At 54.5% G+C, this 23,872-nt stretch carries 18 protein-coding genes and 1 tRNA gene; 10 read left to right on the top strand and 9 right to left on the bottom strand.

From position 1 onward, the window contains the following. Positions 1-41: 41 nt before the first annotated feature. Entirely contained in the window at positions 42-2,621 is a 2,580-nt protein-coding gene (locus JIN85_RS03860) for a GDSL-type esterase/lipase family protein (protein WP_200267835.1), read from the bottom strand. Between the two features lie 243 nt (positions 2,622-2,864). Then, positions 2,865-8,609, bottom strand: coding sequence for an alpha-2-macroglobulin family protein (locus JIN85_RS03855; RefSeq protein WP_200267833.1), 5,745 nt, complete (start codon positions 8,607-8,609; stop codon positions 2,865-2,867). Positions 8,610-8,777: 168 nt separating this feature from the next. On the opposite strand from JIN85_RS03855, the gene JIN85_RS03850 reads away from it, so the two are divergent. Together JIN85_RS03850 and rpmB are read left to right on the top strand one after the other, a co-directional pair. After that, a complete protein-coding gene (locus JIN85_RS03850) occupies positions 8,778-9,737 on the top strand; it encodes an alpha/beta fold hydrolase (protein WP_200267831.1) in 960 nt (319 codons plus the stop codon). A 91-nt stretch (positions 9,738-9,828) separates the two neighbouring features. After that, positions 9,829-10,092 (top strand): 50S ribosomal protein L28, encoded by a 264-nt coding sequence (gene rpmB, locus JIN85_RS03845; RefSeq protein WP_200267829.1) that lies wholly within the window; start codon positions 9,829-9,831, stop codon positions 10,090-10,092. Between the two features lie 86 nt (positions 10,093-10,178). Here the strand turns inward: rpmB and JIN85_RS03840 are convergent, their stop codons facing one another. Next, positions 10,179-11,462, bottom strand: a complete 1,284-nt coding sequence (locus JIN85_RS03840; protein WP_234047217.1) for a hypothetical protein — start codon at positions 11,460-11,462, stop codon at positions 10,179-10,181. A 98-nt stretch (positions 11,463-11,560) separates the two neighbouring features. Between JIN85_RS03840 and JIN85_RS03835 the strand changes: the two genes are divergently transcribed. Further along, positions 11,561-11,878: a hypothetical protein gene (locus JIN85_RS03835; protein WP_200267827.1), complete on the top strand. Its 318-nt coding sequence runs from the start codon at positions 11,561-11,563 to the stop codon at positions 11,876-11,878. Positions 11,879-11,900: 22 nt separating this feature from the next. Beyond that, positions 11,901-12,242 carry a DUF1328 domain-containing protein gene (locus tag JIN85_RS22275; protein ID WP_325108178.1) on the top strand — a complete coding sequence of 114 codons (342 nt, stop codon included), beginning with the start codon at positions 11,901-11,903 and terminating at the stop codon, positions 12,240-12,242. A 36-nt stretch (positions 12,243-12,278) separates the two neighbouring features. On the opposite strand, the gene JIN85_RS03825 is transcribed toward JIN85_RS22275, so the two are convergent. The 4 genes from JIN85_RS03825 to hisI all read right to left on the bottom strand — a co-directional run bounded on the left by JIN85_RS03825 (position 12,279) and on the right by hisI (position 14,476). Beyond that, positions 12,279-13,049, bottom strand: a complete 771-nt coding sequence (locus JIN85_RS03825) for a pseudouridine synthase (protein WP_200267825.1) — start codon at positions 13,047-13,049, stop codon at positions 12,279-12,281. Between the two features lie 80 nt (positions 13,050-13,129). Then, positions 13,130-13,285 carry a small basic protein gene (locus JIN85_RS03820; RefSeq protein WP_200267823.1) on the bottom strand — a complete coding sequence of 52 codons (156 nt, stop codon included), beginning with the start codon at positions 13,283-13,285 and terminating at the stop codon, positions 13,130-13,132. Positions 13,286-13,536: 251 nt separating this feature from the next. Next, positions 13,537-13,884 (bottom strand): 50S ribosomal protein L19, encoded by a 348-nt coding sequence (gene rplS / locus JIN85_RS03815; protein WP_200267821.1) that lies wholly within the window; start codon positions 13,882-13,884, stop codon positions 13,537-13,539. 133 nt (positions 13,885-14,017) lie between these two features. Continuing rightward, positions 14,018-14,476 carry a phosphoribosyl-AMP cyclohydrolase gene (gene hisI, locus JIN85_RS03810; RefSeq protein ID WP_200267819.1) on the bottom strand — a complete coding sequence of 153 codons (459 nt, stop codon included), beginning with the start codon at positions 14,474-14,476 and terminating at the stop codon, positions 14,018-14,020. An 87-nt stretch (positions 14,477-14,563) separates the two neighbouring features. Between hisI and JIN85_RS03805 the strand changes: the two genes are divergently transcribed. Next, on the top strand, positions 14,564-15,571 hold the full coding sequence (locus JIN85_RS03805; RefSeq protein ID WP_200267817.1) for a hypothetical protein: 1,008 nt from the start codon (positions 14,564-14,566) through the stop codon (positions 15,569-15,571). A 110-nt stretch (positions 15,572-15,681) separates the two neighbouring features. On the opposite strand, the gene JIN85_RS03800 is transcribed toward JIN85_RS03805, so the two are convergent. Continuing rightward, positions 15,682-16,182, bottom strand: a complete 501-nt coding sequence (locus JIN85_RS03800) for a hypothetical protein (RefSeq protein WP_200267815.1) — start codon at positions 16,180-16,182, stop codon at positions 15,682-15,684. A 138-nt stretch (positions 16,183-16,320) separates the two neighbouring features. Between JIN85_RS03800 and JIN85_RS03795 the strand changes: the two genes are divergently transcribed. The 4 genes from JIN85_RS03795 to JIN85_RS03780 are packed head-to-tail and all read left to right on the top strand — an operon-like array spanning position 16,321 to position 21,639. After that, positions 16,321-18,102, top strand: coding sequence for a TolC family protein (locus tag JIN85_RS03795; protein WP_200267813.1), 1,782 nt, complete (start codon positions 16,321-16,323; stop codon positions 18,100-18,102). Next, the gene (locus tag JIN85_RS03790; protein WP_200267811.1) at positions 18,099-19,652 is read left to right on the top strand and encodes an efflux RND transporter periplasmic adaptor subunit; all 1,554 of its coding nucleotides are present in this window, start codon (positions 18,099-18,101) and stop codon (positions 19,650-19,652) included. The genes JIN85_RS03795 and JIN85_RS03790 overlap by 4 nt, the downstream gene beginning before the upstream one ends. Positions 19,653-19,671: 19 nt before the next feature. Then, complete coding sequence (locus JIN85_RS03785; protein WP_200267983.1) at positions 19,672-20,364, top strand: ATP-binding cassette domain-containing protein; 693 nt, start codon at positions 19,672-19,674, stop codon at positions 20,362-20,364. A gap of 9 nt (positions 20,365-20,373) precedes the next feature. Then, positions 20,374-21,639, top strand: a complete 1,266-nt coding sequence (locus JIN85_RS03780) for an ABC transporter permease (RefSeq protein WP_200267810.1) — start codon at positions 20,374-20,376, stop codon at positions 21,637-21,639. Positions 21,640-21,687: 48 nt separating this feature from the next. Here the strand turns inward: JIN85_RS03780 and JIN85_RS03775 are convergent. Beyond that, positions 21,688-21,762: transfer RNA gene (locus tag JIN85_RS03775), tRNA-Val, on the bottom strand. Between the two features lie 175 nt (positions 21,763-21,937). Between JIN85_RS03775 and dnaG the strand changes: the two genes are divergently transcribed. Next, positions 21,938-23,839, top strand: a complete 1,902-nt coding sequence (gene dnaG, locus JIN85_RS03770; RefSeq protein ID WP_200267808.1) for a DNA primase — start codon at positions 21,938-21,940, stop codon at positions 23,837-23,839. Positions 23,840-23,872 lie beyond the last annotated feature (33 nt).

Raw genomic sequence — 23,872 nt, 5'->3', positions numbered from 1 at the left:
GCAGAAAACGAGCGAATTGAATCTCTGGCTTGCCATGGGAATCAGTCGGAAGTCGCGAGCCGAAGTCCGACACGGAAAAACATTTTTTCCTCAGCCGAGGTGCTGGTGAAAACCGCGGTTTCCAAGTTTCCAGATGGATCCAGAGTCGACTCTACCGCGCTGGTATCTTCTTCCCAGTTCACAAGATCGTTTGCCTTTTCCACATAGTAAACGGCGTCAGGTGCACGACGATCTTTGCGGACCTTTAATTCGACATTCGGGGCGCTGGCGTCGCGGCTGAAGGCTTGGAGCTGGAAGTTTGCGGACTGCTTGGTGGTCGGGTCGAGCTGACGTGCGTATTCTTCGAGGTTGCTGATGCCGTCGCCATCCGGGTCGGCCTCAGGATCAATTTCTGCCAGATATGCTGCATCATCGGATGCCTTGGTCATCTGGATGAAATTGATAACCGGGAAATCGTTGCCGGTTCCGGGGCCAGGGGTGATTCCCAAGGTGATGTTGCCACTTGAATCCGGCATGATGCCCGGGACATTGGTGAGCTCGGTGTTGGATGCTCCGTAGACGGTCACTACCGTTGCGGCTCCGCTGCCGGTGAAGGTGTAGGTGCCGCTGTAGTCATAGCCTGCGACGAGGCTGCCTCGGCGGGCGAGGAAAGTGAAGTCGTAGGTCGCCTCGGGATCCAAGCCGGAGAATGTCATCAAGGCGGTGAGCGGAGGATTGTCACGAAGTGCGAATTGAGTCATCTGTGCATCCGCTGCGTAGCCGGTGAGGGGCGAACCGTTGTCGGACCGAAATTGGTCAAATCCATCATTCAGGGTGAATGTCGCACCTGCAGAGCTGCTGTTGTTCGTATCTGTTAGAAGATAGGGAGCCGTGCTCGACATGCTGTTGATCGTATTCCAAATCACGCCGTCATAGTTTGGATTGGCGTTGGTGTTGAAATCGATCAAGTAGGTTTCGGTGCTTTTTTGATAATAATCACTGATCCAGTCGGCATAGCTGCGGGCGCTTTGGCCGGATGGCGTGATGGTTGCCACCTCGCTGTAATCGCTCTGAAGCTCTCCCTGTTTCTGAGAAACCCGGTAATCATAGCTGATGGCAGCGGTGAGGCCACTGTCCTCAAATGCGGGTGTGCCGACAGGGCTTGTTCCTACGACTGACCATGGGTCAGTGCTGTCGCTAGCGCGGCGCTCGATCACGAAATCGCCATCACCATTGTTGTTCGACCAGGACAGACTCGCGGTGGTGCTGGAAAACGACTGAACCATCAGGTTGGTCGGTGTGGTGGCTGCGGTCATGGATGAGGCGGCAGAACTTTCCAGGATCAGCTCGGAAAAGCTTTGAGCACGGTTTTCAAGATCTTCCGATTGGGTGGGGCTGGTGTCGGCAAGCGGTGAGCAAATTTCCAAGCTGGCTTGTTGGAACGCGCCTTTGGTTTGCGCCATGGCTTCATCCTCGGTCCATGCGGCCCGGTAAATCGCCACGTCCTGATAGTCGGCCTGGGCAGGTGCCTGTGCGCGACCGTCAAGATCAGGTCCGCCGATCACGAATCGATCCGGGGTGTATTGCTCGCTGATGGTTCCTTTCAAGACTCCATCGAAGTAAACCAGCGTCTGGTTGGTGGCATTGCGGTGAGAAAGGGCGATTTCATGCCAGACGCCATCATTGGCATCGACATCGAAGCTGGTTTCGGTGCCGGCGGGGCCGATGTAAACCAGGGCGCTATCGCGAATTTCCAGTGTGGCCCGATTCGTGAGGGTGCCAACAGAGGCAACGGTCCCGGTATCAGTCGTGCGGACTCGGAAATCGAGATTGAAGGAATGGATCGGCTGCGCCGGAGTGTATTGAAGCGGGGCGTCTTCCGCTTCATCGCGCAGCAAGCGGAGAAAGCCGGTGGTTCCTTTCCAAGCCGGTGTGGTGGTTTTTCCCGCTGCGATGGCGTCGAACAAGGTCGGCACAATGGTGTAATACATTTCGCCATGGCCGGCAGCGTTGGGGTGGCCTTCGTTATAAAAATAGCCAGGAGCCCAATGACCATTTCCATCGTCAATCGCTCCCAGGAAGTTGTTGCAAGGCACGTCCCAGGTGTTGAGCAGCAGGTTCATCTTTTTGATGAAGCCATACTCGGTGGCATCATAGTCATTGTGCGGATAGCAAAGACTGATGACGGGCTGGTATCCTTGTTCACGACAAAGATTCACGATCTGGGTCATGCCGCTTTCAAAGCTGTCGAAAATGGCTTGAGGGCTGCTGGCGTTGACTAAGCCTTGGTTCGCCATGGAAAGACCAATTACGAGGATGTTGGTGTCTGGATGGGAAACGACGACATCATTCTGAAATCGGTTTAGTACGAGAGATGTGGTATCTCCCGACACCGCGACGTTTTCCACTTTCCAGGTCACTTCGGAATCGGGCGCGACAGGCGCGTTGTTTTCCAAGAGTGATTCCAACCGATAGGCCCATCCGAGCGAAGTCGGATCCGAGCCAACACCCGCTGCAACGGACGAACCAATGACGGTGACGGTTTGGCTGGTTTCTTCCGCCAATGCGGAGGGGAAAATGCTGACGTAGCTGGCGAAGCCAAGTGCGGCTCCGACGACGGTTTTGCTGACGGGATAACTCATGCGATCGGTTTTTGAGGGATTTGAAAAAAGCATAGCTCGCCCGGATCCACGAAAAGATGCCGATGTGGCAGCGATCGGGGAATTCCGAGCGAGATGGCACTTCATCCACGCCCTGGGTTGCGGTCGTGGTGGAAGCTTGGGTTTAATTCGAATAGGTCGAAAATCCCGTCAGAGGTCAATCCCAAATTGTATACAAAGAGTTAGAATAGGGATACATGAACATGAGCTCAGACACGACGAATTTCAGTCCTGAATATCAGACTGGAATACTCTGGATTGAGAGAGCGCGTAGTTATCCGGGTCATACATGGTTTCGACTTTGGCTGGTGGCGCGGTAGCTTTCCCCGCCATCGTGCAGCGCGCGAGATAGGTGATGGTGTAGGTTCCTCGGTTCCACATGCGGTTGAGGTAGAAATCCGCGCGGTCGTCACGCAGTTCGCTGTGGCTGATTTTCCAGTCACTTTCACTGGTGCGTCCGCCTTGCGTCGCACTTTGCGAACTGAAGTCGCTATTGATGATTTCAAAAGTCGCAGGGAGCGGATCTTCGACTACCAAATAACGCGTGTCATCCTGAGGCAAGGTGAGCTTCAGTGTGACCCGGATCAAATCGCCGACTTGCGGTTCGCTGAGAAATTCAGAGGTCCCGTCCGCGTGGATTTTTTCGTATGTCCTATCGATCGACATCCCATTGTTAGAGACGGGTTGAATGGGCGCAATTTCTGGTTTTGCCTCCAACTTGATCCGTGCGTAGAGGCGATCCTGATGAGTCAGGTTCAATTTCAAATCACGGGTGATCGGCACCGTTATTGCTTGAGTCGTGCTCGCCGGAGGCAGGTTGATGGATTGATGTCCGGCTGGGGTTTCCAGATCAATGGTCATCTGGTTGCTTGACTGCTTCTCCGAATTTGCAAATTGGGAAATGGCCAAAAGTGACCAACCGTTGAGCCATGTCGTACGCCAGTTGCCGTAGGCATCCCGGTCATTCAAGAGTCGGTCAAAAAGATCCATCACCTGTGGGTCTTCCGGTGAGATGGTGCTCCAGGCCAGCAGCTTCAGAGCCTGGTCACCGTGCCAACGCATCCAGTTGTCGTCTTTGTTTTTGAACGGAACGGATGAAGTCAGCACCGAAATCGCAGCGGATGAATCCTTGGTCGAGTGGAACATCGCCAAGGCCAATAGACATCTGGCGCTGGAATTCAGATCGGCCATGCGATCGATCATGATGCTTTGGTAGGCGGGTTGTGGCTTTCCTGCAAGCGCGAGAACCCATAGGGCCCGTGCCTGGCACTCCAGTTGATAGGCGGATTTGATGTCAGAAATTCCGCGCAGATTGCTGATCAGATTCGTTGTGAGGGAATTGATCGCCGATTCGGGAACATCGGCTCCTTGATTGCGCGCGAGAATCAAGCCCAGGCCTGCATAGGAAGTCGCCCAATCGGCGGCCTCGGTTCCGCCCGGCCAGTAGCTGAATGATCCATCAGGGAGTTGCATGCTCAACAGCCGATCGACACCGGCTTGGATCGCCTTGGCCTTTTTCTCTGCAGTGATCTTCGTGAATGCCGGAATGATTTGCTGCAGCGATTCCAGAGCGAACCATGGCATCAACGAGGAGGTCGTTTGCTCGACGCAGCCATGTGGATAGCTGAACAGATAGTCGATCGAGCCGGCTGCCCCGAGGAGTGGCGTTTGTGAAAATTCCAATTCGATCGAGCCATCACCGGTGAGGAGGTCGGCATCCAGATGCTTCAAGAGGTTGTCTGTGCCTGCGGTATCGAGTTTCACAAACTCGGATTGCCGGAGTAATGGCATCGGGTAATAAACCGGGAATCGAGCTTGGACGGCATCCGAGAGTGAATGGTTCAACGCTGGAGTCAATTCGCGGTCTGCCAGCGATACTGGAGTTGCTTTCCATGAAAGTACGGCATTGCCCGTAGAATCAGCGATGAGAGGGAAGACCAGTGTGCCGGAAGATTTCGGCTGCAAGGAGATCGTTTGAGTGGAAGGCCCGAGCAAACGGCAGGTGGGTGACCCTGCATCGGATGAGCTAGTCAGCGTCACTTCCCATGTGCCGGAATAATCCGTTGAGTTTTGCACCAAAACCTGTGGATTGAAGGTGTCGGATTGATTGGCGAATCGCGGGGCCTTGGGCTCCAGCATCAAGGGTTTGTTGATCAGAATGGATGATTCCGCGTGGCCGAACTTGGTGGCGCCTTGGCTCGCGACTGCGATCACCCGATAGCGGGTGAGTGTGTCCGGGGCACGGAAGGTGTGGGTGAATTTTCCGGAGGCGTCGGTTTTGAGCGAAGCAATCCAGGTCGCGCACGGGTTGAAATTTTTGCGATACAGATCGTTGAGCGCACCCAGGTCGCCGCCGCCGCCGACGAAGAACCCTTTATTGAAAAAGCCGGTGTTTTCGACATCTTCGCTGATAAAGGATTCGAACGATGTCCCAGCTTGAACGTTGAGCAGGCGTGGATTGTAGAAAAAGGCATGTGGCGCAGGCGTTTCGTAGCCCATCACTGCCAACGTTCCTTCGTCCTCGGCGTAGAGGGTTACTTCAGCATCACTGGCTGGGCTTCCATCAGCCAAGGTTGCGGTTCCAACGATGCTCACTGAATCACCGGGGCGGAAAGATTTCGGAGAAGCTGCGGTGAGGGCTGATGGGTCTTTGGCATCGAGTGATAGCTGGACGCGATCACGATCGCTTTCAACGGTGAGTTCGCAGTAGCCGAGACGGAGTTGAGGCTCCTTGATCGCGCGTGCTGACTCTGCGGCTCCTTTGACGATGAGGACCGAGACGTAAGCGTTCGGCGCATCATTTTCGGTAATGGGGATTTCGATCACCGGCTTCTCTGCTTTCAGCGGAACCAGGAAGGAACGCAGGACTTTTTCGCGTTCAACGGTGACCAATGCCGTTCCCTCAATCGGTGACAGAACCAGAATGCGTGCGGTGTCGCCCGGCTTGTAGGATTTCTTTTCGGAGACGAGTTTGATTCGCATGCCGTCTTCGTAGAGCCATGGGTATTCGTCCGAGCCGTAAACCGTGAATGATGTGACGGTCGCAAAATCGTGGCCTTGAGGATCGGTGCCGCGAATGGTGAGGTAGTGTTCGCCGTTTTCCTCCGGGGTGAAGATGAAAGATTGACCGCCATGGGCTGACTGCTTCGGAGTAATGGTTAGATTTGTGATGGAAATGCTGGGCTCAGTCACATCGTTTCGGGTCACGGTCTCACCGTCCTGATTTTGCATTTTCACCGACTTGTTGACCTTGCGTGAAAGCGTGGCGGTTACCCGAACCGGATCGGGGTAGGGTTCTCCTGAAGTATCGGTGGCGACGATTTTCAATTCAACTTTGTCCCCGGTGCGGACGAGCCGGTCCAAACGAGAAATCCCGACGTAGATGGATGCCGGATGAACGGTGGTCGTTGCGGTTGAGCGCAATGTCTGGTGGTTCGCATCGGTGACTTCCGTGGACAGGGTGACTTCACGAGCAGTTGGAAAGTCGGATTCCGGTAGATCTACGGCAACCGTGGTAGTTCCCTCGGGCGTCAATGTTGTTTCGCCTTCGTGCTGCATGGTTTGGCGGGAACCATTTCCATCACCCCAGCGGTAGCCGAAATAATGATACCAATATTGCCAATCAACTTCCCGGTGATTGCCGAAGAGGAAATCACTGAATCGCTCCGGATAAGGATTTATCGAAGTGATGCGGGTGAAGTAATTGACACTTCCTGCGGCCACGGGCTGCCCTTGGTAATAGCGGGCTGAAATGTCGGCCGATAGTCGGGTGGCGCCGGGTACCGTATCGGGCAGGGTTTGCTCGATCTCAAATGCATTGCGGCGGAATTCTTCGACCCGGAGTGGCAGATAAAAGCTCGCGTTATTCCGGATCGAGTATTTTTCCGACCAGTTGTCGCTATCTTCAGCCAGCTGCAAATCGTCCGGGAACTCAAGGCGGATGGCGTGATCGCCGGTTTGGGAAGGAGGCAACTGATAGTTCAGATCAAACGAGCCGTGCTCGGAGAAGTGAACCGGTGAGGAATAAATTTCCTTTTCGCTGGGGTCGAGGATGACCACCCGTGCATTGCTTTCTGGGATGGGCTGGATCTCGTTGCCTTGTTGGATGCGAACGATGCCTTTGAGGTGGACCATTTCGCCCGGGCGATAAAGGGAGCGATCGGTGAAAAGAAAGGCCCTCCGGGCTTTGTCCAGAGGCTTGTTCCAACTGTAGCGAACGGGGAAATGCCAAAGCCCGACGGTGGACAGGCTGGTGTCAAAGGCGGTGATATAGGTGTCATCCCCAAGCCGCGCTCTCAGGTTTTGTGCTTCTGGAGGGCGCGGCAGCATCACAAGCCCGTCATGGTTGGTTTTTTTCGAAACCAGAGAGTTGGAATCCTCGCCAAAAAGGTCGATCGAGACTCCTTCCAAGGGTTGTCCTGTCGAGCAGGAGAATGCGAAAATGAAAGCTTCGCGGTCGTTGAATTTCCAGGCCAGGCCGATGTCGGTTAGTTGAATAATCGCTTGCGAATTTCGCTTGTGATCGATGTGCAGGCCATCGTGCGGGGTGCCGGTGACATCCAGAAAAAATGCGGTGGTTTTGGTTCCCTCGGGCAGCAGGTCATTCCAGTCCAGCGTGACGGTTTTGGAACTGTCGATCTTGGTACCGAGCTCAAAACTCTCATCGAGAATCGTCTTGCCCGTGATCAGGGAGTAGGGGAGGGACGAGGTTTGGCTGCTGGATTCGTTGTTTGGACCTTCTCCGGTGTAGTGGCGATAGCCTTGATAGGCGCGAACCAGTTCATTCGGGGCCAGCTGCTTGAGCCGGACGTGCAACTGGGAGAGGTTGACGGTGAGCATGGGGTATTGGCGATTTCCGTTGGCCAGTTGGGCCTGATTGGTGCTTGGAAGGACCAGCTGGGGCTGGATCACCTTGAATTTCAGATCGTTCGTGACCGAGTTGCTCAGCAAATATCCGTGTTCTGATGAGAGCCTGCCATGCACTTTCAGGGTCCAATCGTGCCGATTCGAAAAGTCGCCGTGGAGGAGTATGCTTTCGCCCTTGATCTCTGCGGAGAGATTTTGTGGGCGTGGTTTGATGGTGATGTTGCGGGTAAGGAAATCAGCCGGAAGTGGGGAGGCGGGTTTGTAATTGAGCTGGATTTCCAGGTATCGATCTTCATCTGGATTTGCCACCGCATTGAGGGAGGAGATTTTGAATGGCTCAATGGTGCCGATTTGATACTCCGAGTTCTCGTCAAGCCGGGCGTTATGATTCGAATTGGGAAGACCTTTCAGGATCGAAAGTTTCCAATCCTCCCCAACAGGAAGCGGAAAGGCAGGCGTTGCGAAGATGGCAAATGGAACCGGGTCCTCAGGCTTAGAGGCTGGTGGATCACCCGGAAAGCGGGAGGACCAGCTCCGATAGTAGTTTGCGCGATAGCCAAGTTGACCGAGTGTCGGGCGGCTGATTTCAGCGGCGACTTGATCCCCGGATTTCGACGAAAAGGTGATGTAGGAACCCAGCTTTGCGGGATCGACGTCATCATTGAAAACGACCAGCCATTGGGAATTAGAACGGGAGTAGTCATGGGACCAGCGATTGGGTTGCGTGGCGATGGAGATCCGGAATGCTTCGCTATTCGCGGTGGCAAACGTGGCGGTGGGAACCTCAGTGCCATCCAGATACACTTGATCCGGTGCGAGAGAGAACTTGAAGCTGGTGCCGATGGTTGGAGGGATTTCAGGAACCAGCCGCGCGATGTTTTGAGCGGTCCATGTAATCTTGCCGGGGATAGGCGGCTCAATCTCGATTAGGTGGTTATCGACGGTTTTGCCAATTTCGGCAGTCTCGACAAAGGGCTTGTCGAGGACGATGTCGATTTGACTTTCTGGAGCGATTGATGGGGTGGAAACGACCAATCTGGGTTCGGCGGAGGCTACCGCCTGAAAAAACAACCCAGCAGCCAACAGGTGAAAAAATGATTTCATGGCAACGAGAGGGAAAACGTCATTTTAATACGTGGCCTACTGGCATTAAATTCAAAATTATTTCGTGAGTGATTGAGTTTTCGTCGTTTTTAAGAGCCGAAAGCCAATTCTCTAAAAAATTCGCTCAAGGATTGCCGTTTGATGACTGACATGCCATTTTTTGACCAAGTGAGACCCCCTAAGTCATTCCGCTACGGCCTTGCGATCTTGGGATTTGCTGGCGTTTTGATATCTGGATGTGCGCCAAGCTATACCTTGGTGAACAATCCAAGGGCGCGCGCTGCTGGCGAAACGTTCGGTTACCGCCATTGGGTTTCATCATCGGTTGAGCCGGACATCGTGATGATCGGGATTCACGGATTTTGCGGTGCATCGATCGATTATGAAAATCTCGGGCTCCACTTGCTGAAAAATCAGCCGAAAACCGCTCTTTACGCCTATGAGGTTCGCGGCCAGGGAAATGATCCGATCAAGGAGCGCCGTGGCGACATCGGTGATCCAGAGGAGTGGTACAATGACCTTCAGACGTTCACCCGGCTGGTCCGGAAACAGCATCCCAGGGCAAAAATCGTGTGGTTCGGTGAAAGCATGGGCAGTTTGATTGCTGCCCACGCGCTCAGTGAGGCTCCTAGCAATGATCCGCCATGCGATGCGATCGTGCTCTCTTCCCCGGTAGTCCGTTTTAAGGACGGAATTCCGGCCTGGCAACCCGCGCTACTCCGCATGGCTGCAGCCACGGTTCCTTCCGCACGGATTTCCCTGGAAACCCTGACCGGTGGCAAGGACGTGCAAATGACCCAGACTTCCACCCACGAGGAGCAGTCGCTGACCAATTCCTACTACATCGATGAATACACCTTGCGATTGCTGAACGCGCTCGCCCGTAACATCGATACCATGAACGACTGCGCGGAAAAAATCGACATTCCGCTGCTTGTGCTCCACGGCGGTCAGGATTTTTTCAATACCGATTCCGATATGCGTGGCTTCATTGCCCACGTGCCGGAGAAAGTCACCTATCACAACTACCCGAAAGCCTACCATCTCCTGATGTATGATCAGGAAAAGGATCGCATATTCCGCGATGTCGAAAAATGGCTTACCAAGGTGCGGAATGATCAATTTTAAAAAATCTGCACGGTTTGGACGGGTTTCGTCTTGACGCGCCGCGTTCCATGGGCATTCTTCGCGCCCCCAACCACGAACCTTTCTTTTTACTATGGCCCGTATTTGCAGCATCCGAGGAACCCGCGTCCGCTCTGGCGGTAAGATCCACCGTTCTGGTTTGGCCAAGAAAAAAGGCGGTATCGGTCGCCACGTCACCAAAGTCGTGAAGCGCACGGTTTCCCCAAACCTTCAGACCAAGCGCATCTGGATTCCAGAACTCAGCCGTTTCGTCCGCGTTAAGCTCAGCGCACGCGCACTGAAGACCGTCAACAAGAACGGTGCTTTCGTGACCTTGAAGAAAGCTGGATTGGTCTAATTCGTCTCGGCGAGATTGATTTTATGGAGCCCGGTAGCAATACCGGGCTTTTTTTATCAAGCGAGCAAAGCCCGTTCGGGCGAGGCTCACTCCACCATGCATGGCACCAGCACTCCGTCGGTCATGCCGTGGATTTTCTTTTTATCTGCTGGCACCAGGGTTGCCAGGCAGCCTGCAAATGAGGTGTTTCCGCTCTGATCCGTGAAGAAGTATGGGCACAATCGCGCGCGGGCTTGCATTATCTCCACACTGCCATCTTCGCGGAATACCGGATGCTCGATTCTTCTGCCTTCGCGGAATTCCTGCAAAATCCAAGGTTGCTCGCTCGATTGCTCCAGGGCGTGTGTAAGACGCTCCGACCACTCGGCGGACGGCATGTCGTGGCCAATATAAACCCCGCGAGAACCCCATGCGGTTTCGTGGAATCCGCTGATTTTCAAAACCAGTTGGCGTTCTTTTTGGCTGAAGGCAGCGACTTCATCCCAGCCATGTGCGTTGAGTCGCGGAAGTGCCGCATGAGGTGGCAGGGGGGTAGGATCCAGCACCCATCCGAATGGAACAATTTCCCGCAGCCTCCGTAGATGATTGCCGCGCAGGGTTTGTTCCCAGATTTTTTTCAACGCGGGAGACCATAGCAAGGCGAGCCACAGTTTGTCTTCCAGATGCGGCTTGAACGGGGAGGTGATGTTAAGCTCACCAGCGGCGGACATTTCACCCATGCGGCGGGCATGAGACACCGCTTCCCAGTCGAACAACTCAAAGAACCGGTAAATGTTTTCTCCGGCGGAGGGAACGTGTTCTTCAGCGGAGGCGGTTTTCCAGTTTTCTCCAAGTTGGCGCACCATCCACTCCATTTCAGGGCGATAATCGCCTGCTTCATCGGAAATCAACACCGTGGCTCCCTCGGGGAAAAGTGATCGAAATCCATCCACCATCCCATTTGAACCTCCGAGAACCTCGAAGCCGGCATCGGAATAGACCTGAGAGAGCCAGGCGGTCACACCAATCCCGCCAGGTACGCTGTCCAGCTCCGTCATGGAGAATCCTGTATCTGTCAGAATCAAATCAGGCCGGATCACCCGTGGGAATTGATCTGCAAGACCAGGTTCTTTCTGCAACCGCGCCAGCCAGTCGGATTTTCCCTCATCGAGAAGTTCTGCCAGCCAGTGGTCGAGCTTGCCTGCAGCGCTGCGTCGGTAGAGCGCATCACTCGCTTGTTGGAATTTGGAGAGTGGATGCCCAAGAGATGTCATTTGCCTGACCTCGGCCTTGGTGAGCTTCAACGGCTCAGGGGACCAGCGCCATGCGCCGCCGCCAAAAAGACCTCCTTCAGGTAGTTGATTCCGCAGTGCGGCTAAAGTCATTCCCATCGCGCCGCTAGATTCGATGCGGTCTGTGCAATTGCCAAGGGGGAATTGGAGAACAAAAAATCGGCGAATTTGTTAATTTTGACGAATTTTCATCGGAGTTGACCCGTCTCACTGCTATGGGTGAAGAATCGATGGCTGAGGTAATGAGTTATATTTGCCCGACTTGCGGATCTGAGGCGCAAGTTGGCACTCCTTGCCCCGGTTGCTCGAAGCGCCGTGAAAAAGCGCGCCGTTCCTGGGAGCAAGACCCCAGCATGGACGGGCTAGGGGAAACTCAGGAATTCGACTACGAAGATTTCGTTCAGCGTGAATTCGGTCGGGGGAAGCAAGCCCAGGGTGGCTTGAAATGGTATTGGTGGCTGCTTGCCGTATTGGTTCTGGTTGCGTTCGTGGCTGTTACCTTCGGTCTTTCCTAAATCTGCAGGTGGACTCGTTGTCGTGCGAATTGCACTTTTTAGAGGGGTAATTCGACTTATCGCAACTTTTTCGGTCATTCATGGAATAATCGCATTTGATGTAAGTTATTTATCAAAAGTGAATTACCCGAAATTGCTGAATCTGGCCAAGCATCTGCGCCATCTCTCATGGAATAACCAAAGGAATTCTATGCTGCAATGGACAATTACATTTCTGGTTTTGGCGCTGATAGCCGGATTGTTGGGCTTCACCGCTGGGGTGGGAGCTGCAGCGGCTTTAGTAGCCAAGGCGCTATTCTACATCTTCCTCGCACTCGTGGTGATATCCGCCCTAAGTCGAGTCCTTACCGATAAGACTCACTGAACCAGAAAAAATGAAAAATCGAAGATCGGCGTGGCCTTAGCGGCCGCGCCGTTTGTCTTTAGGCTCCGTGTGGCCTTTGGATTTCTCGTTGCTGGGATTTTTCATCAGCAGGCTCACTTCTTTCGGATTGAGTACCGCATATTGAGCGGCTTCCAAATCGCCTAACCATAGCGAGCCAATTCTTACACGGAGAAGCTTGGTCACTTGATAGCCCAACGCCTCAAACATCACCCGAATCTGGCGTTTCGCGCCGTGATCGAGAATCACTTTAATGCGCCGCGGGGACAGTCGCTCAATGGCTTTTGCTTTCAGTTTTCCGCCTTCGGTGAAAATACCGGCCAAAAACTGGTCCAAGTGAGCGTTTTCGAAAGCCTGGTTTGCAGTGACCAGGTATTCCTTCTCGACGGACTTGGACGGGTGCATCAGTTGCTGTGAGAGATCGCCATCGTTGGTGAGGATCAGCAAACCCTCCGAGTCCCGGTCGAGCCGGCCGACGTGGTGAAGGTTGTGCAAAGCAACCGGCAGTAGATCGTAAATGGTTTCGCGACCCAGTTCATCTTCCTTGGTGCAAACAAATCCACGGGGTTTGTGGAATGCGACGATGGAGATTTCCTTGGGGGTGACCCGCTTGCCATCGAAGCGGACGTAATCATTCGGGGTGATCCGGGTGCCCATGTTCAGGCAGATCTTCCCATTAACCTCGATGCGTCCACTTTGAATGAGTTCATCGCAGGCGCGCCGGGAGCCAACGCCGCAAAGCGCCAGGTATTTATTGAGGCGTGTTCCCTCTTCGTGGTTGGCGCTCATGACAGGATGAACATGGAAAGCAAAAAGGCGCGGAACCCGGCTGGATTCCGCGCATCAATGAAATTCGCAATTCGGAAAAATCAGCCCTCGTGCTTGGTCTTTGGAAGACCAATTGGAGAACGGCCGGATTTCCATTCGCCACGCTCCTTGAGGAGTTTGACGCGCTCGAAGCGCTTGAGGACGGAGCGTTTTCCGCCAACGGTGGCGCTTGCTTTAAGGCTGTTGTGCTTGGACATCTGCTGCTAGACGGTTAAAATTCGCGGGGGGCGCGGAACTTATGAGCGGCTCACCTTACTGGCAATGCAAAAGTGTGATTTCACCAGATTTCTTTGCCTGGCAGGCGTGAATCCGTGAAGTTCCGGCTATTTCGTGTCATCAAAATCATGCCGACGGGTTTGAGGGCATGGTGTTCTCGGAATCTACCAAACAAAAAACGCCCCACCGGTGACGGAGGAGCGCTTGTTGAAAGATGGTTCCGAGGACCGGATTAGTCGGCGCTCTTGACCATGAGGGCGCGCTTGCCAACACGGCTGCGGAGGTAGTGCAACTTGGCGCGGCGGACTTTGCCTTTGGTTGCGACTTCGATTTTAGCGATCCGTGGGCTGTGAACTGGGAAAACCCGCTCAACACCTTCGCCGTAGGAGATCTTACGAACGGTGAAAGCTGCGTTCACGCTGGTGCCAGACTTGGCGATGACGAGGCCTGTGAAGAGCTGGATACGCTCTTTGCCACCTTCAACCACGCGGCAGTGAACCTTGACGGTGTCGCCGACATTGAAAGGCGTGACGTCTTTCTTCAACTGCTCTTGTTCGATCTTTTGGATGATGGTGCTCATGGGGTCCTCTTTCTGACGAAAATTAGATGCGGTGGTCCACACGGGCATCGTGCCGAGTCGTGCGGGGCGGGAGAGCTAGCGGATGAACTTTATAATTGCAACCGCGAAATTACTCCAGATGCGACCTTTTTTCTCAATGTTTGCCGTAAACGGATTCGGGATCGAAGGCGCGGTCCTTGCTATTGAAGGTCAATTTGGCACCGCTGGCGAGATCGGAAGCGTCGACACTGCGGTAAAAACAGGAGCCGCGGCCGGTGTGGCAGGCACCCGCGCCGACTTGTTCGACGTAGAGAACCAGTGCGTCTTGATCGCAATCCGTGCGGATTTCGACGATTTTTTGCACGTGGCCGGAGGTTGCGCCTTTGTGCCAGTATTCCTTGCGGGAACGTGACCAGTAAACCGCTTCGCCCAGCTCGAGAGTCCGGCGCAGGGATTCTTCATTCATATAGGCGAGCATGAGTGGCTCTTTGGTGGTCGCGTCCATCGCCATGGCCGGGATCAGGCCGTCGGCGTCGAATTTCGGGGCAAATGCCGCGCCTTCTTCGATTTGCGCTTTATCGCCACGCTCGGCGAAGAGTTGGGTGGTGCTCATGGCTGGACGTTGGAAGCGGGACGAGCTTGTGTCCAGCGAACATTCCGGGTTGCGCGAGTGGGCCTGTCTGGAAAGGATGGCGGGGAGATGGCATACACGTCGGACCGGGCATTTGAGATGATTTGTGCTGCGCACGAGCGCGGCAGGCTGGCGCACGCATTTTTGATCAGCGGTGCGCCGGGGAGTGGCAAGGAGGAGTTGGCAGCACGCCTGATCCAGCATGTGAATGGAGCGAAGGATGCAGGGGCGGATTTATTTGGTGACCCGGTCGCGGTGGAAGTGCCACCACTGGATGATCTGGAAAGTGGTTGGGTCCGGGTGATCCGGCCGCGCATGAAGTCGAGAAGGGTCGGTGTGGATGAAATCCGGAATCTGGAACACACGCTGCATCTGGCCGCGCCGGGTGGGGCATTCAAAGTCGGTGTCATTGTCGATGCGGACCGGATGAATGATCAGGCGGCGAATGCGTTTCTCAAAACGCTGGAAGAACCGCCGCGTAACACCCTCTTGCTCTTGCTGACGGCCAATCCGCAGCGACTCCTCACGACCATCGTTTCCCGTTGCGTGAGATTGCCGCTACTTGGCGGCCGGGCATTGTTGGCTGACGGAGGGGAAGATTTGGTCAACGCGCTGAACCGCGCCGCCGTAAAAGGATTTGGAACTCCAATCGCCGCGTTGCATTTAAAAGGGGTCTTTTCTGAATTCCTCGCCCAGTGCCGTCAGGAAGCGGATGCCACCGCAAAGGCAGCGGAGAAGGAGGAGACTGCGGCTTATCGCGATGCGACTGATGGAGCTTGGTTGAAAGAGCGGGAAGCCTTTCACAAAGCCGCTGCGGAAGTGGAATACCTCGACTCGCGGACTCGCTTGTTCGACGTGCTGACCGCCTGGATGGCCGATTTGATGCGGTTGAAGGTGAAGTCTGGCGGGCTCGATTTCCCGGATTCCGCAAGCGTTCTCGCACCGATCGCGGAAGCGGAGAACGAGACGAAGCTGCTGCAGCGGATGGAAGCGCTGGATGCCTTGCGCCGCACGCTGGAGACGAATGCATTTGAGCCGCTCGCCATCGAAGTCGGCTTCCTGAAAGCGTTCGGCTGAAGCGTCACTACGGGGGATGTAGTATTTTTCGATAGCGCACCTCGCGAAGTGAGGCCCCGGAGATGCTTTCAATTTTGGAGCCGCCATCTGCGGCGATCCGAGAGCTGACGTTACCGTTTGCTTGTCGGATTTTGATCATTCTGTCCTTCCAAGACTTGATCGAAGTAGTCGCATACCGAGCGATGAAACACCAAGAGGATGATTATGACGGCAGGAATGGTTAAAAAGGCGAATAAGGAAAGCTCATGAATCGGTGGAGCCAGAGGCGCCGCTGTCTTGAAATTGTCTGAGCAATACATGCCTATTCCAATCACTGACAGGCCTATGAGCCACACCGCGATGAATGAAGCCAAGTAGCGTCCGAAATTTCGCGACATGATCAGTAAGATAGAGGTGACGATGCAGGTGATCAGGAAGGGATAGCGAAAGCTCAGGGTAAACTCGATGATATAGCTGCCCAGCTTAAAGGTGTACGGCATATTCTCGATCAGTTCATAAGCTGCCCTAAACCAAAACCAGAAGAGTGGGCTGATGCAGAAAATGCAGCCTATCAGTAGATATAGAGCGAATGGCCTGGTAGGATGAGTCGAATCTTTGGCTATTTGGTTCATCGTGAATCGTGGCTGCAAACATGGCTTCATGGGAAGCGATGGCATGTTGTCAAAAGTGTGATATCGTGTCAATTCGATCGCTTGTGATAAACAGCGGCTTTGGCGGGCGTAGGATGGGGGATTTCCCTCCTGTGCTTCATGCCGATTCTCTCAAGATTCTCATTCTCCGCCTTCAGACCGTTACTCGTCTCAGGGGTGGTGATTGGTGCGTCGCTGCCGGCTTGTCGAACCTCATATTGGTCGAAGAAAGCGGATGATGATGTCTATGGAATTTTGGAGAAGAAGGAACTCATGCTCTTTGGTAAGAAGGTCGAGTTTGATATCAACACGCCGCATTCGGCGAAAGATCCGAAAGAGATTGAGGCGATTTCGATCATCAACTCGCGCAAGGATACTGCGGCCCGTCACATTGATCTGGATGATGCACTGAATCTGTTTGTGCTGCACCGCCGTGAGTATCAGACCGAAAAGGAAAATCTTTATCTCACGGGGCTCGCGCTCACCCGTGCGCGCTACAATTTTACGCCGCAATTTGGTGCCAGCTCTGAGGCTGCACTCGATACGGTGACGCAACGCGCGGGGGATGGAGTGGCGCGTGATGAATCCCAGCAGGGGAGCATCCGAAGCCGTGCGGGATTTGATCAGCTATTCAAAACCGGAGGCACTCTGGCGGTCGATGTCGCGCAGGATATTTTCCGCTTTTATCTAGGTGGCGGCGATGCGCCGACTACCGGATTTTTCTCAGCAACACTGACCCAACCTTTACTGAGAGGTAGAGGCAAAGTCGCCACAGAAAATCTCACCCAAAGTGAACGCGATGTGAGTTATGCCATCCGATCATTCACGAGATATCAAAAAGCGACGGCACTCAGTATCATCACCGATTATTGCCGGATCTTGCAGGAGAAGGATCGAGTTCGAAATGAATATTCGAACTATCGCAATATCATCGCTTTCACCGAACGGGCGACCGAATTGGCAAAGGACCGGTTGCCTCGATTCCAGGTTGATCAAGCACGCCAGGACGAGCTTCGGGCACGGAACCGCTATATCGTCGCCGTGAATTCCTATCGAAATCGGATCGACGATTTCAAGCTGACCCTTGGCATTCCGATCGGGGATGAGATCACGATTGATGACAATGTGCTGCGCACTTTGGAAAAAGCAGGCCTACCGGCAGTTTCATTGAGTCCGCAGCAAGCCTTGGATTTGGCCGTGGATGATCGACTAGATTTCTTGAATGAGATTGATCGATTCGAAGATGCAAAGCGTCGCATCGAAGTCGCGGCAGATGCTTTCAAACCCGGACTCAATCTTTTCGCCAGCGCGAATCTCAGCAGTCGCGGTAGTAACGGCAGAACCTCCTATTCGAATTTCAATCCGGATATTTATCGCACCCGGATCGGCATCGATCTCGATTTGCCATTGGATAACATGGATGCGCGGAACTCGTTCCGGCGTGCCGAGATCAATTTCGATCGCCAGCTGCGTCAGCTCTCACTCGCGCTGGATCAGATGAATTCGAACTTGCGGGAAGGATTGCGTGGCTTGGAATTGGCACGTCAGAGTTTTGAAATTCAGAAAAACGCCCTGCAACTCGCGAACCAGCGCGTGGAGGCAACGAATCTTTTGTTAGAAGCGGATCGTGCCGAAACCCGCGATCTCTTGGAGGCGCGGAATGATCAGCTGACCGCACGAAATGCACTGACATCCGCACTGATCGATTACCATCTGACACGGCTCAATTTTCTCCATAACCTCGGAGTTTTTGATCCGAATGATTCGGATTTCTGGACGCAAAATCCAAAAGGTACGGATTCCCGAAATATTTCTCCGACTCCCCCCGTAGACGACACCCAACAGGAGCTCGTTACACCTGACGAGTTGTTCCAGGAAACGTCCCCAAAAGAGGCATCATGATGAAACGTGACTCACTCAAAAAACTGTTCCGACCTCGGATTCTCGTCCCGGTTGGAGTTACGGTGGTGGCCGCCAGCATCTGGCTTGGTACTGCCGGTGATCCGACCCATGCGAAATCTCGCACTGGCGGTGCTTACGTCGAAGCCGAGCCCGGTGATTTTACCATCGCCCTCCCTACCGGCGGTTCGCTTGAGGCAGTGAACGAAGTCACTGTCCGCAACGAAGTGCCAGGTCAGACGAGAATCATCTCGCTGATCAAGGAAGGTTCATTTGTAAAAAAGGGGGATTTGCTGATCGAGCTGGATTCTGAAGATATTGAGAATCGCCTGAATCAAGCGGAGATTTCTTATCAACAGAGCGTGACGCAGGTTGCTGAATCCGAGGAGCGTGTCGGCACCATCGAAAGTGAAAATATCATTCGCTTGAATGATACCGAGCTTGCCTTGGAATTCGCAAAACAGAATCTCTTGAAATATCGCGAAGGTGAATGGCCACAGCTTCGCAAAAAGGCTGAATCCACCATCACCCTCGCTACGGAAGAACTGCGGCGTGCGCAGGATCGCCTCGACGGCACGCGCAAGTTGGAAGAAAAAGGATATGCCACTTCCGCGGAGTTGATCGCCGATCAGCTGGTCGTGCAGCGCCGGGATATCGAGCTCCAATCCGCGCGCGAAGATCTGCGGCTGCTTACCAAATTTGATTATCCACAAAAGCTTCGCCAGTTAGAGGCGAACGAGGAAAATGCCAAAATCCGTCTGGAGCGCACTCGCCGTCAGAACGAGACCTCCTTGGAAAAAGCGAAGATGCAACTCACATCGATTCGCGAAACCCAAGAGCTGCGTGAGTCCAATCTGGCGGATCTCAAAGAAGCGCGGAAACACACCAAAATTTACGCTCCGCAATCAGGACTCGTGGTTTACGAAAAGGCGCAAAACTGGCGCCAGGAGCCGATCGAAGAGGGAAGCAATGTGCGCGAGCGCCAGACTTTGATTTCATTGCCGGATGTCTCGAAGATGCAGGTGCCGGTCAATATTTACGAAAATCAAATCAGCCTCATCAAGCCGGGCATGAAGGCATATGTTCACATCGATGCATTGCCAGGACAACGTTTCGAAGGTGAGGTTCAATCCGTAGCGACCATGCCTGAGCCTTCCCAGGACAGCAATCCAAGCAATCGGGTTTATAAAGCGGAAGTCGTACTCAATGACTCAATCCCCGATATCAAACCCGGAGTTACCGCACGCGTCGAGGTTCTGGTCGCGGAGTTGCAAAACGTGATCAAGGTGCCACTGCAAAGTGTGGTTGGCATTGAGGATCGCCAGTTCTGCTTCATTCACAACCACGGCAAGGATGTGCCCGTTGAAGTGCAACTTGGGTTGTTCGACAGCGACTTTGTTGAGATTCTCAGCGGTGTGGAAAAAGGCGATCAAGTGGTGCTTGCGCCACCTTCCGTGACCAGTATCCCTGACGATCTTCTGGTGCGTGCGTCCCCGGCTGACAACGCAAGTCATGGCCAGGATATCGTCGCCGCCGCTCTGCCAGATGCTTGATCTAACAGACGGCGTTGCCATGGATCCCGTCATCCGTATCCGGGGGTTGGAAAAAATTTACACCCTCGGCGGCGAAACGGTGGCTGCCTTGGCTGGGATCGATCTCGATGTCGCACCGGGTGAGTATCTCGCGATCATGGGCTCATCCGGTTCAGGAAAGTCCACCTTGCTCAATCTCCTCGGCTGCCTGGATCGGCCGACACGTGGCAGTTACCACCTCGGTGGTGATGATGTGTCGAAACTGGATGACGACACGCTATCGCGAGTCCGCGGAAAGCGCCTGGGCTTTATTTTTCAATCCTACAATCTCATTCCGCAGCTGACGGTGCTGGAGAACATTGCCGTCCCACTTTATTATCAAGGCAACGAAACGCCGGAAACATTGCAACGCTGCAAGGAGCTTGCCGCGATGGTGGGATTGAGTGGTCGATTTGATCATCGCCCGAAGCAGCTTTCCGGTGGCCAGCAACAACGCGTCGCCATCGCCAGAGCATTGGTCAATGAACCGCTAACCATTCTCGCCGACGAACCGACGGGCAATCTCGACTCTGCTACGGAAGAAGACGTACTTGCGATGATGGACAATCTTCATGCCGAAGGCCGCGCCATTGTCATGGTGACCCACGATGAGCACGTGGCCGCGAGGGCGGATCGGGTCATCCACATGAAAGACGGCCAAATCCAGCGCACCACTTATAAAACTCCGGTCTAATCCATCACCGTGATCCTGCGTTTCCATCGCACTCTTTCGCTCGGAGTGAAGAACCTCCTACTGCACAAAGTGCGCTCCTGCCTCACGATGCTCGGCATCGTTTTCGGCGTCGGCTCGGTGATTGCCATGCTGGCGGTGGGCGAGGGTGCTTCGCAGGAGGCGAGTCGATCGATCGCAAGTCTCGGCAGTTCCAACATCATTTTGGAAAGCGTCGAGCCTCCACGCGAACCGGACAATCCGCTCCAGACCGGCTCCAAACCTCCGCTCTGGACGCAAAAATACGGACTCACCGAGGCGGATCGCGCGCGCATCACCAATACGATTCCTAACGTCATTCGTGTGCATCCGGAAACTGAGCGGACTGATGAAGTGATGAGCGCTTCCTCCAGACAGCGAGCCATCCTCCACGCCACTTGGCCGGAATGCCCGGAGATTCGGAACATTCAACGCATCGAGGGCCGCTTTTTCACACAACTGGAATTGGAGCGGGCGATGCCGGTCTGCGTGATTTCGCCATCGCTGCGCCGCAAGCTTTTCCCCTTTGGCAGTGCGGTTGGTGAGTTTGTTAGAATCGAAGGCGATTATTACACGATTGTTGGCGAGTATAGTCCCGGTGCCAGCGAAGTTGAAGATGAAGGCAAAGAGGGGGCAGAAACGGTCGCGCGCGACGATATCCTTTACTTGCCAATCAACACCGCCCGCGCGCGAGTCACCAGCTTCATCTATGGCAGGACGCAATATGACACACTCGTAGTCCAAACCACCGGCACGCAGCACGTCTCCGCGATCGGCGAGTCGATCGAATCATTGATGGATCACACCCACGCGGATCATGATTTTCGCATCGTCGTGCCGCTGGAACTGTTGGCGCAGGCGAGGAAAACCCAGCGCTTGTTCAACGTCATCATCGGCTCCATTGCCGCGATCAGTTTGCTGGTCGGAGGGATCGGCATCATGAACATCATGCTTGCCACCGTGACCGAGCGCACCCGCGAGATCGGCGTGAGACGGGCCCTCGGGGCGCGACGTGTCGACATCGTCTCCCAGTTTTTAGTCGAGACCGTGGTGATTTCACTGGTCGGTGGCCTGACAGGAGTTTTGGTTGGCTTGGGAATCCCGGGCATCATCACCTCCCTGACCAATCTTCCCACGGTCGTCACCGCCAGTTCGGTCCTATTTTCCGTGATTGTTTCCGTCCTCATCGGCGTCGTATTCGGAATTTACCCAGCCCGCCGCGCCGCCTCACTCGATCCAATCGATGCCCTTCGGATGTGATTCGAAAAAGGAAAAACCGATTTCCATAAAGTTTTCGGAAATCAAAAATGGTGCGCGCTGCAGGGATTGAACCTGCGACCCCATCCGTGTGAAGGATGTGCTCTACCACTGAGCTAAGCGCGCTTGTTGGCAGGACTTTGGGAATTCCGAAGTCGACCGGGCGGGAGAATTACGGGGAGGAGGTCGGGTTTGCAAGCAAATCGATGCGATCAGGTCGGATTTATAAATCGTGACCTGATTTCGATTTCGACTTCATCCCACCGGGGCTTCGGCTTAGGTTGGCGCACGGCGCATTCGGATGGCTCAAATTCCCAAGGATACGGTTGAACAGGTGTTGCTCGCGACGGATATCGCCGAGCTCATCGGGTCATACATTCCGGTTAAGAGGCAGGGTTCGCAGTTCAAGGCGCTGTGTCCGTTTCACAACGAAAAGACGCCGTCTTTTACGATCAATCCGCACCGCCAGACTTTCCATTGCTTCGGTTGTGGAAAGGGGGGGGACGCGATTGCGTTCATTCGTGAATACGAAAATTTACCGTTCACAGATGCGGTGCAGCGATTGGCACAGCGGGCGGGAATTACGGTCGTTGAGACGGAATCGAACCCGCAGGAAGAGAGGGCGCGTCGGGCGCGTGGGCGATTGCTGGATCTGCACCGCGAGTCGGCGGCGTTTTTCCACCGCTTGCTGATGAAGGATCCGGCGGCCGCTCATGCCCGGGCCTACATGAAATCGCGTGAATTTGGTCCGGAAATGGCGAAGCGCTGGCAGGTGGGATGGATGCCGGAAAATCCGAAAGTATTTTTAGATTGGGCGAGGGAGCAGAAATACACCGGCCGCGAGTTGTTGGAAGGCGGGCTGGTTGGTCTCAAGGCGGAAGGAAATCCTCGCGCGGGAGTTTATGTGCGGTTCCGGGATCGGCTGATGTTTCCGATTTCGAACGAGATCGGCGACGTGGTGGCGTTCACGGCGCGGAAGCTGAACGAGGCCCAGCCGGGTGGAAAATACATCAACTCGATCGAGACCGCGATTTTCCGAAAATCGAACATCCTATTTGGGTTGGATCGGGCGAGAAAGGCGATCTTGAAGGAAAAGTCGGCCTTGCTTTGCGAAGGGCAATTGGACGCCATTTGCTGCCACGAAGCTGGGGTCGAGCAGGCAATCGCAACCAGTGGCACCGCATGCACTCAGCAGCACGCAAGGTTGTTGAAGCGCTATACGAAGGCAGTGCTGCTGTGCTTCGATGGCGATGGGGCGGGGATTGCCGCATCCCAGCGGGCTTTTGGTGAATTGGTGGCCGAAGGGCTTTCGGTGAAAATGGTGCAACTGCCGAGCGGGGATGATCCAGATTCATTTCTGCGCGCGCATGGGGTTGAGGCATTTCGTCGCTTGCTGGAAAATGCTGACGATTTCTTTGAAGCAAAGCTAAAGCGTGCGCGGAAAAACGGCGATTTGGATTCGGCGGCCGAGCGCGCTGTCGTGGTGAATGACTGTGCGAATTTGTTGGCCGCAATGAGCGATCCGGTGGCGCGGGATCATCAGATCAATGTGGTTGCTTCCCATCTTCAATTGTCTTCCTCGGCCTTGAGGCAGGCGATTGCCCAAGCGAAAAAACAGGCGGATCGCCGTGCGCCAGCTGAGTCGCCGGATGTTCCGGATTCGCAACAGCAGGCGGAACCGACGCCAATGCATCGGATCGTTTCGTGGATTTCTCACCTGGCGCTGTCTTCCGGCCCCGCACAGCATTTCCTGGCGGAGCAATTCGAGACCTTGCATGAGGCCAGCCGCTGGTTGGAAGGGGTGCCGTTGTTGGAGAAAATTCTCGCGGTGGCACCGGATCCACGATCCAGCGCGGCGGTGAATGCCTTTATCGGCGGGCTGCCGGAAAAGGATCGTTTGGCCTTGTTGAAAGATCCGATTGGTCTCGAAGGCGCGCCGGACGATGGCATGCAGGCGGCGGAGCATGCGCTTGCCTTGTTATCGGCGACAGTGTTGCACAAGCGGGATGCTGCGGTAAAAGCGGCGCTGAGGGAGCCAGGATTGAAGGCGGAGCGGATGATGGAGTTGCTTGAAGAAGCAAAGGAAATCAGCTCGTTGATGCGCGGAATCGGCCAGAGATCGGAATTCGATGACGAATTGCCCGCATCGACCTGGAAGCCGAAGACTCCGCCGTGGAAAAAGTGGAATGGCAAAAAAGCCTAGCGACTTTCGAGTTTACTGGATGCGCGAAGTGGG

It is taken from the genome of Luteolibacter pohnpeiensis (assembly GCF_016595435.1).
Taxonomy (GTDB): Bacteria; Verrucomicrobiota; Verrucomicrobiia; order Verrucomicrobiales; family Akkermansiaceae; genus Luteolibacter; species Luteolibacter pohnpeiensis.
The sequence above is the reverse complement of the archived record's forward strand: the minus strand, read 5'-3'. Positions and strand labels throughout refer to the sequence as shown.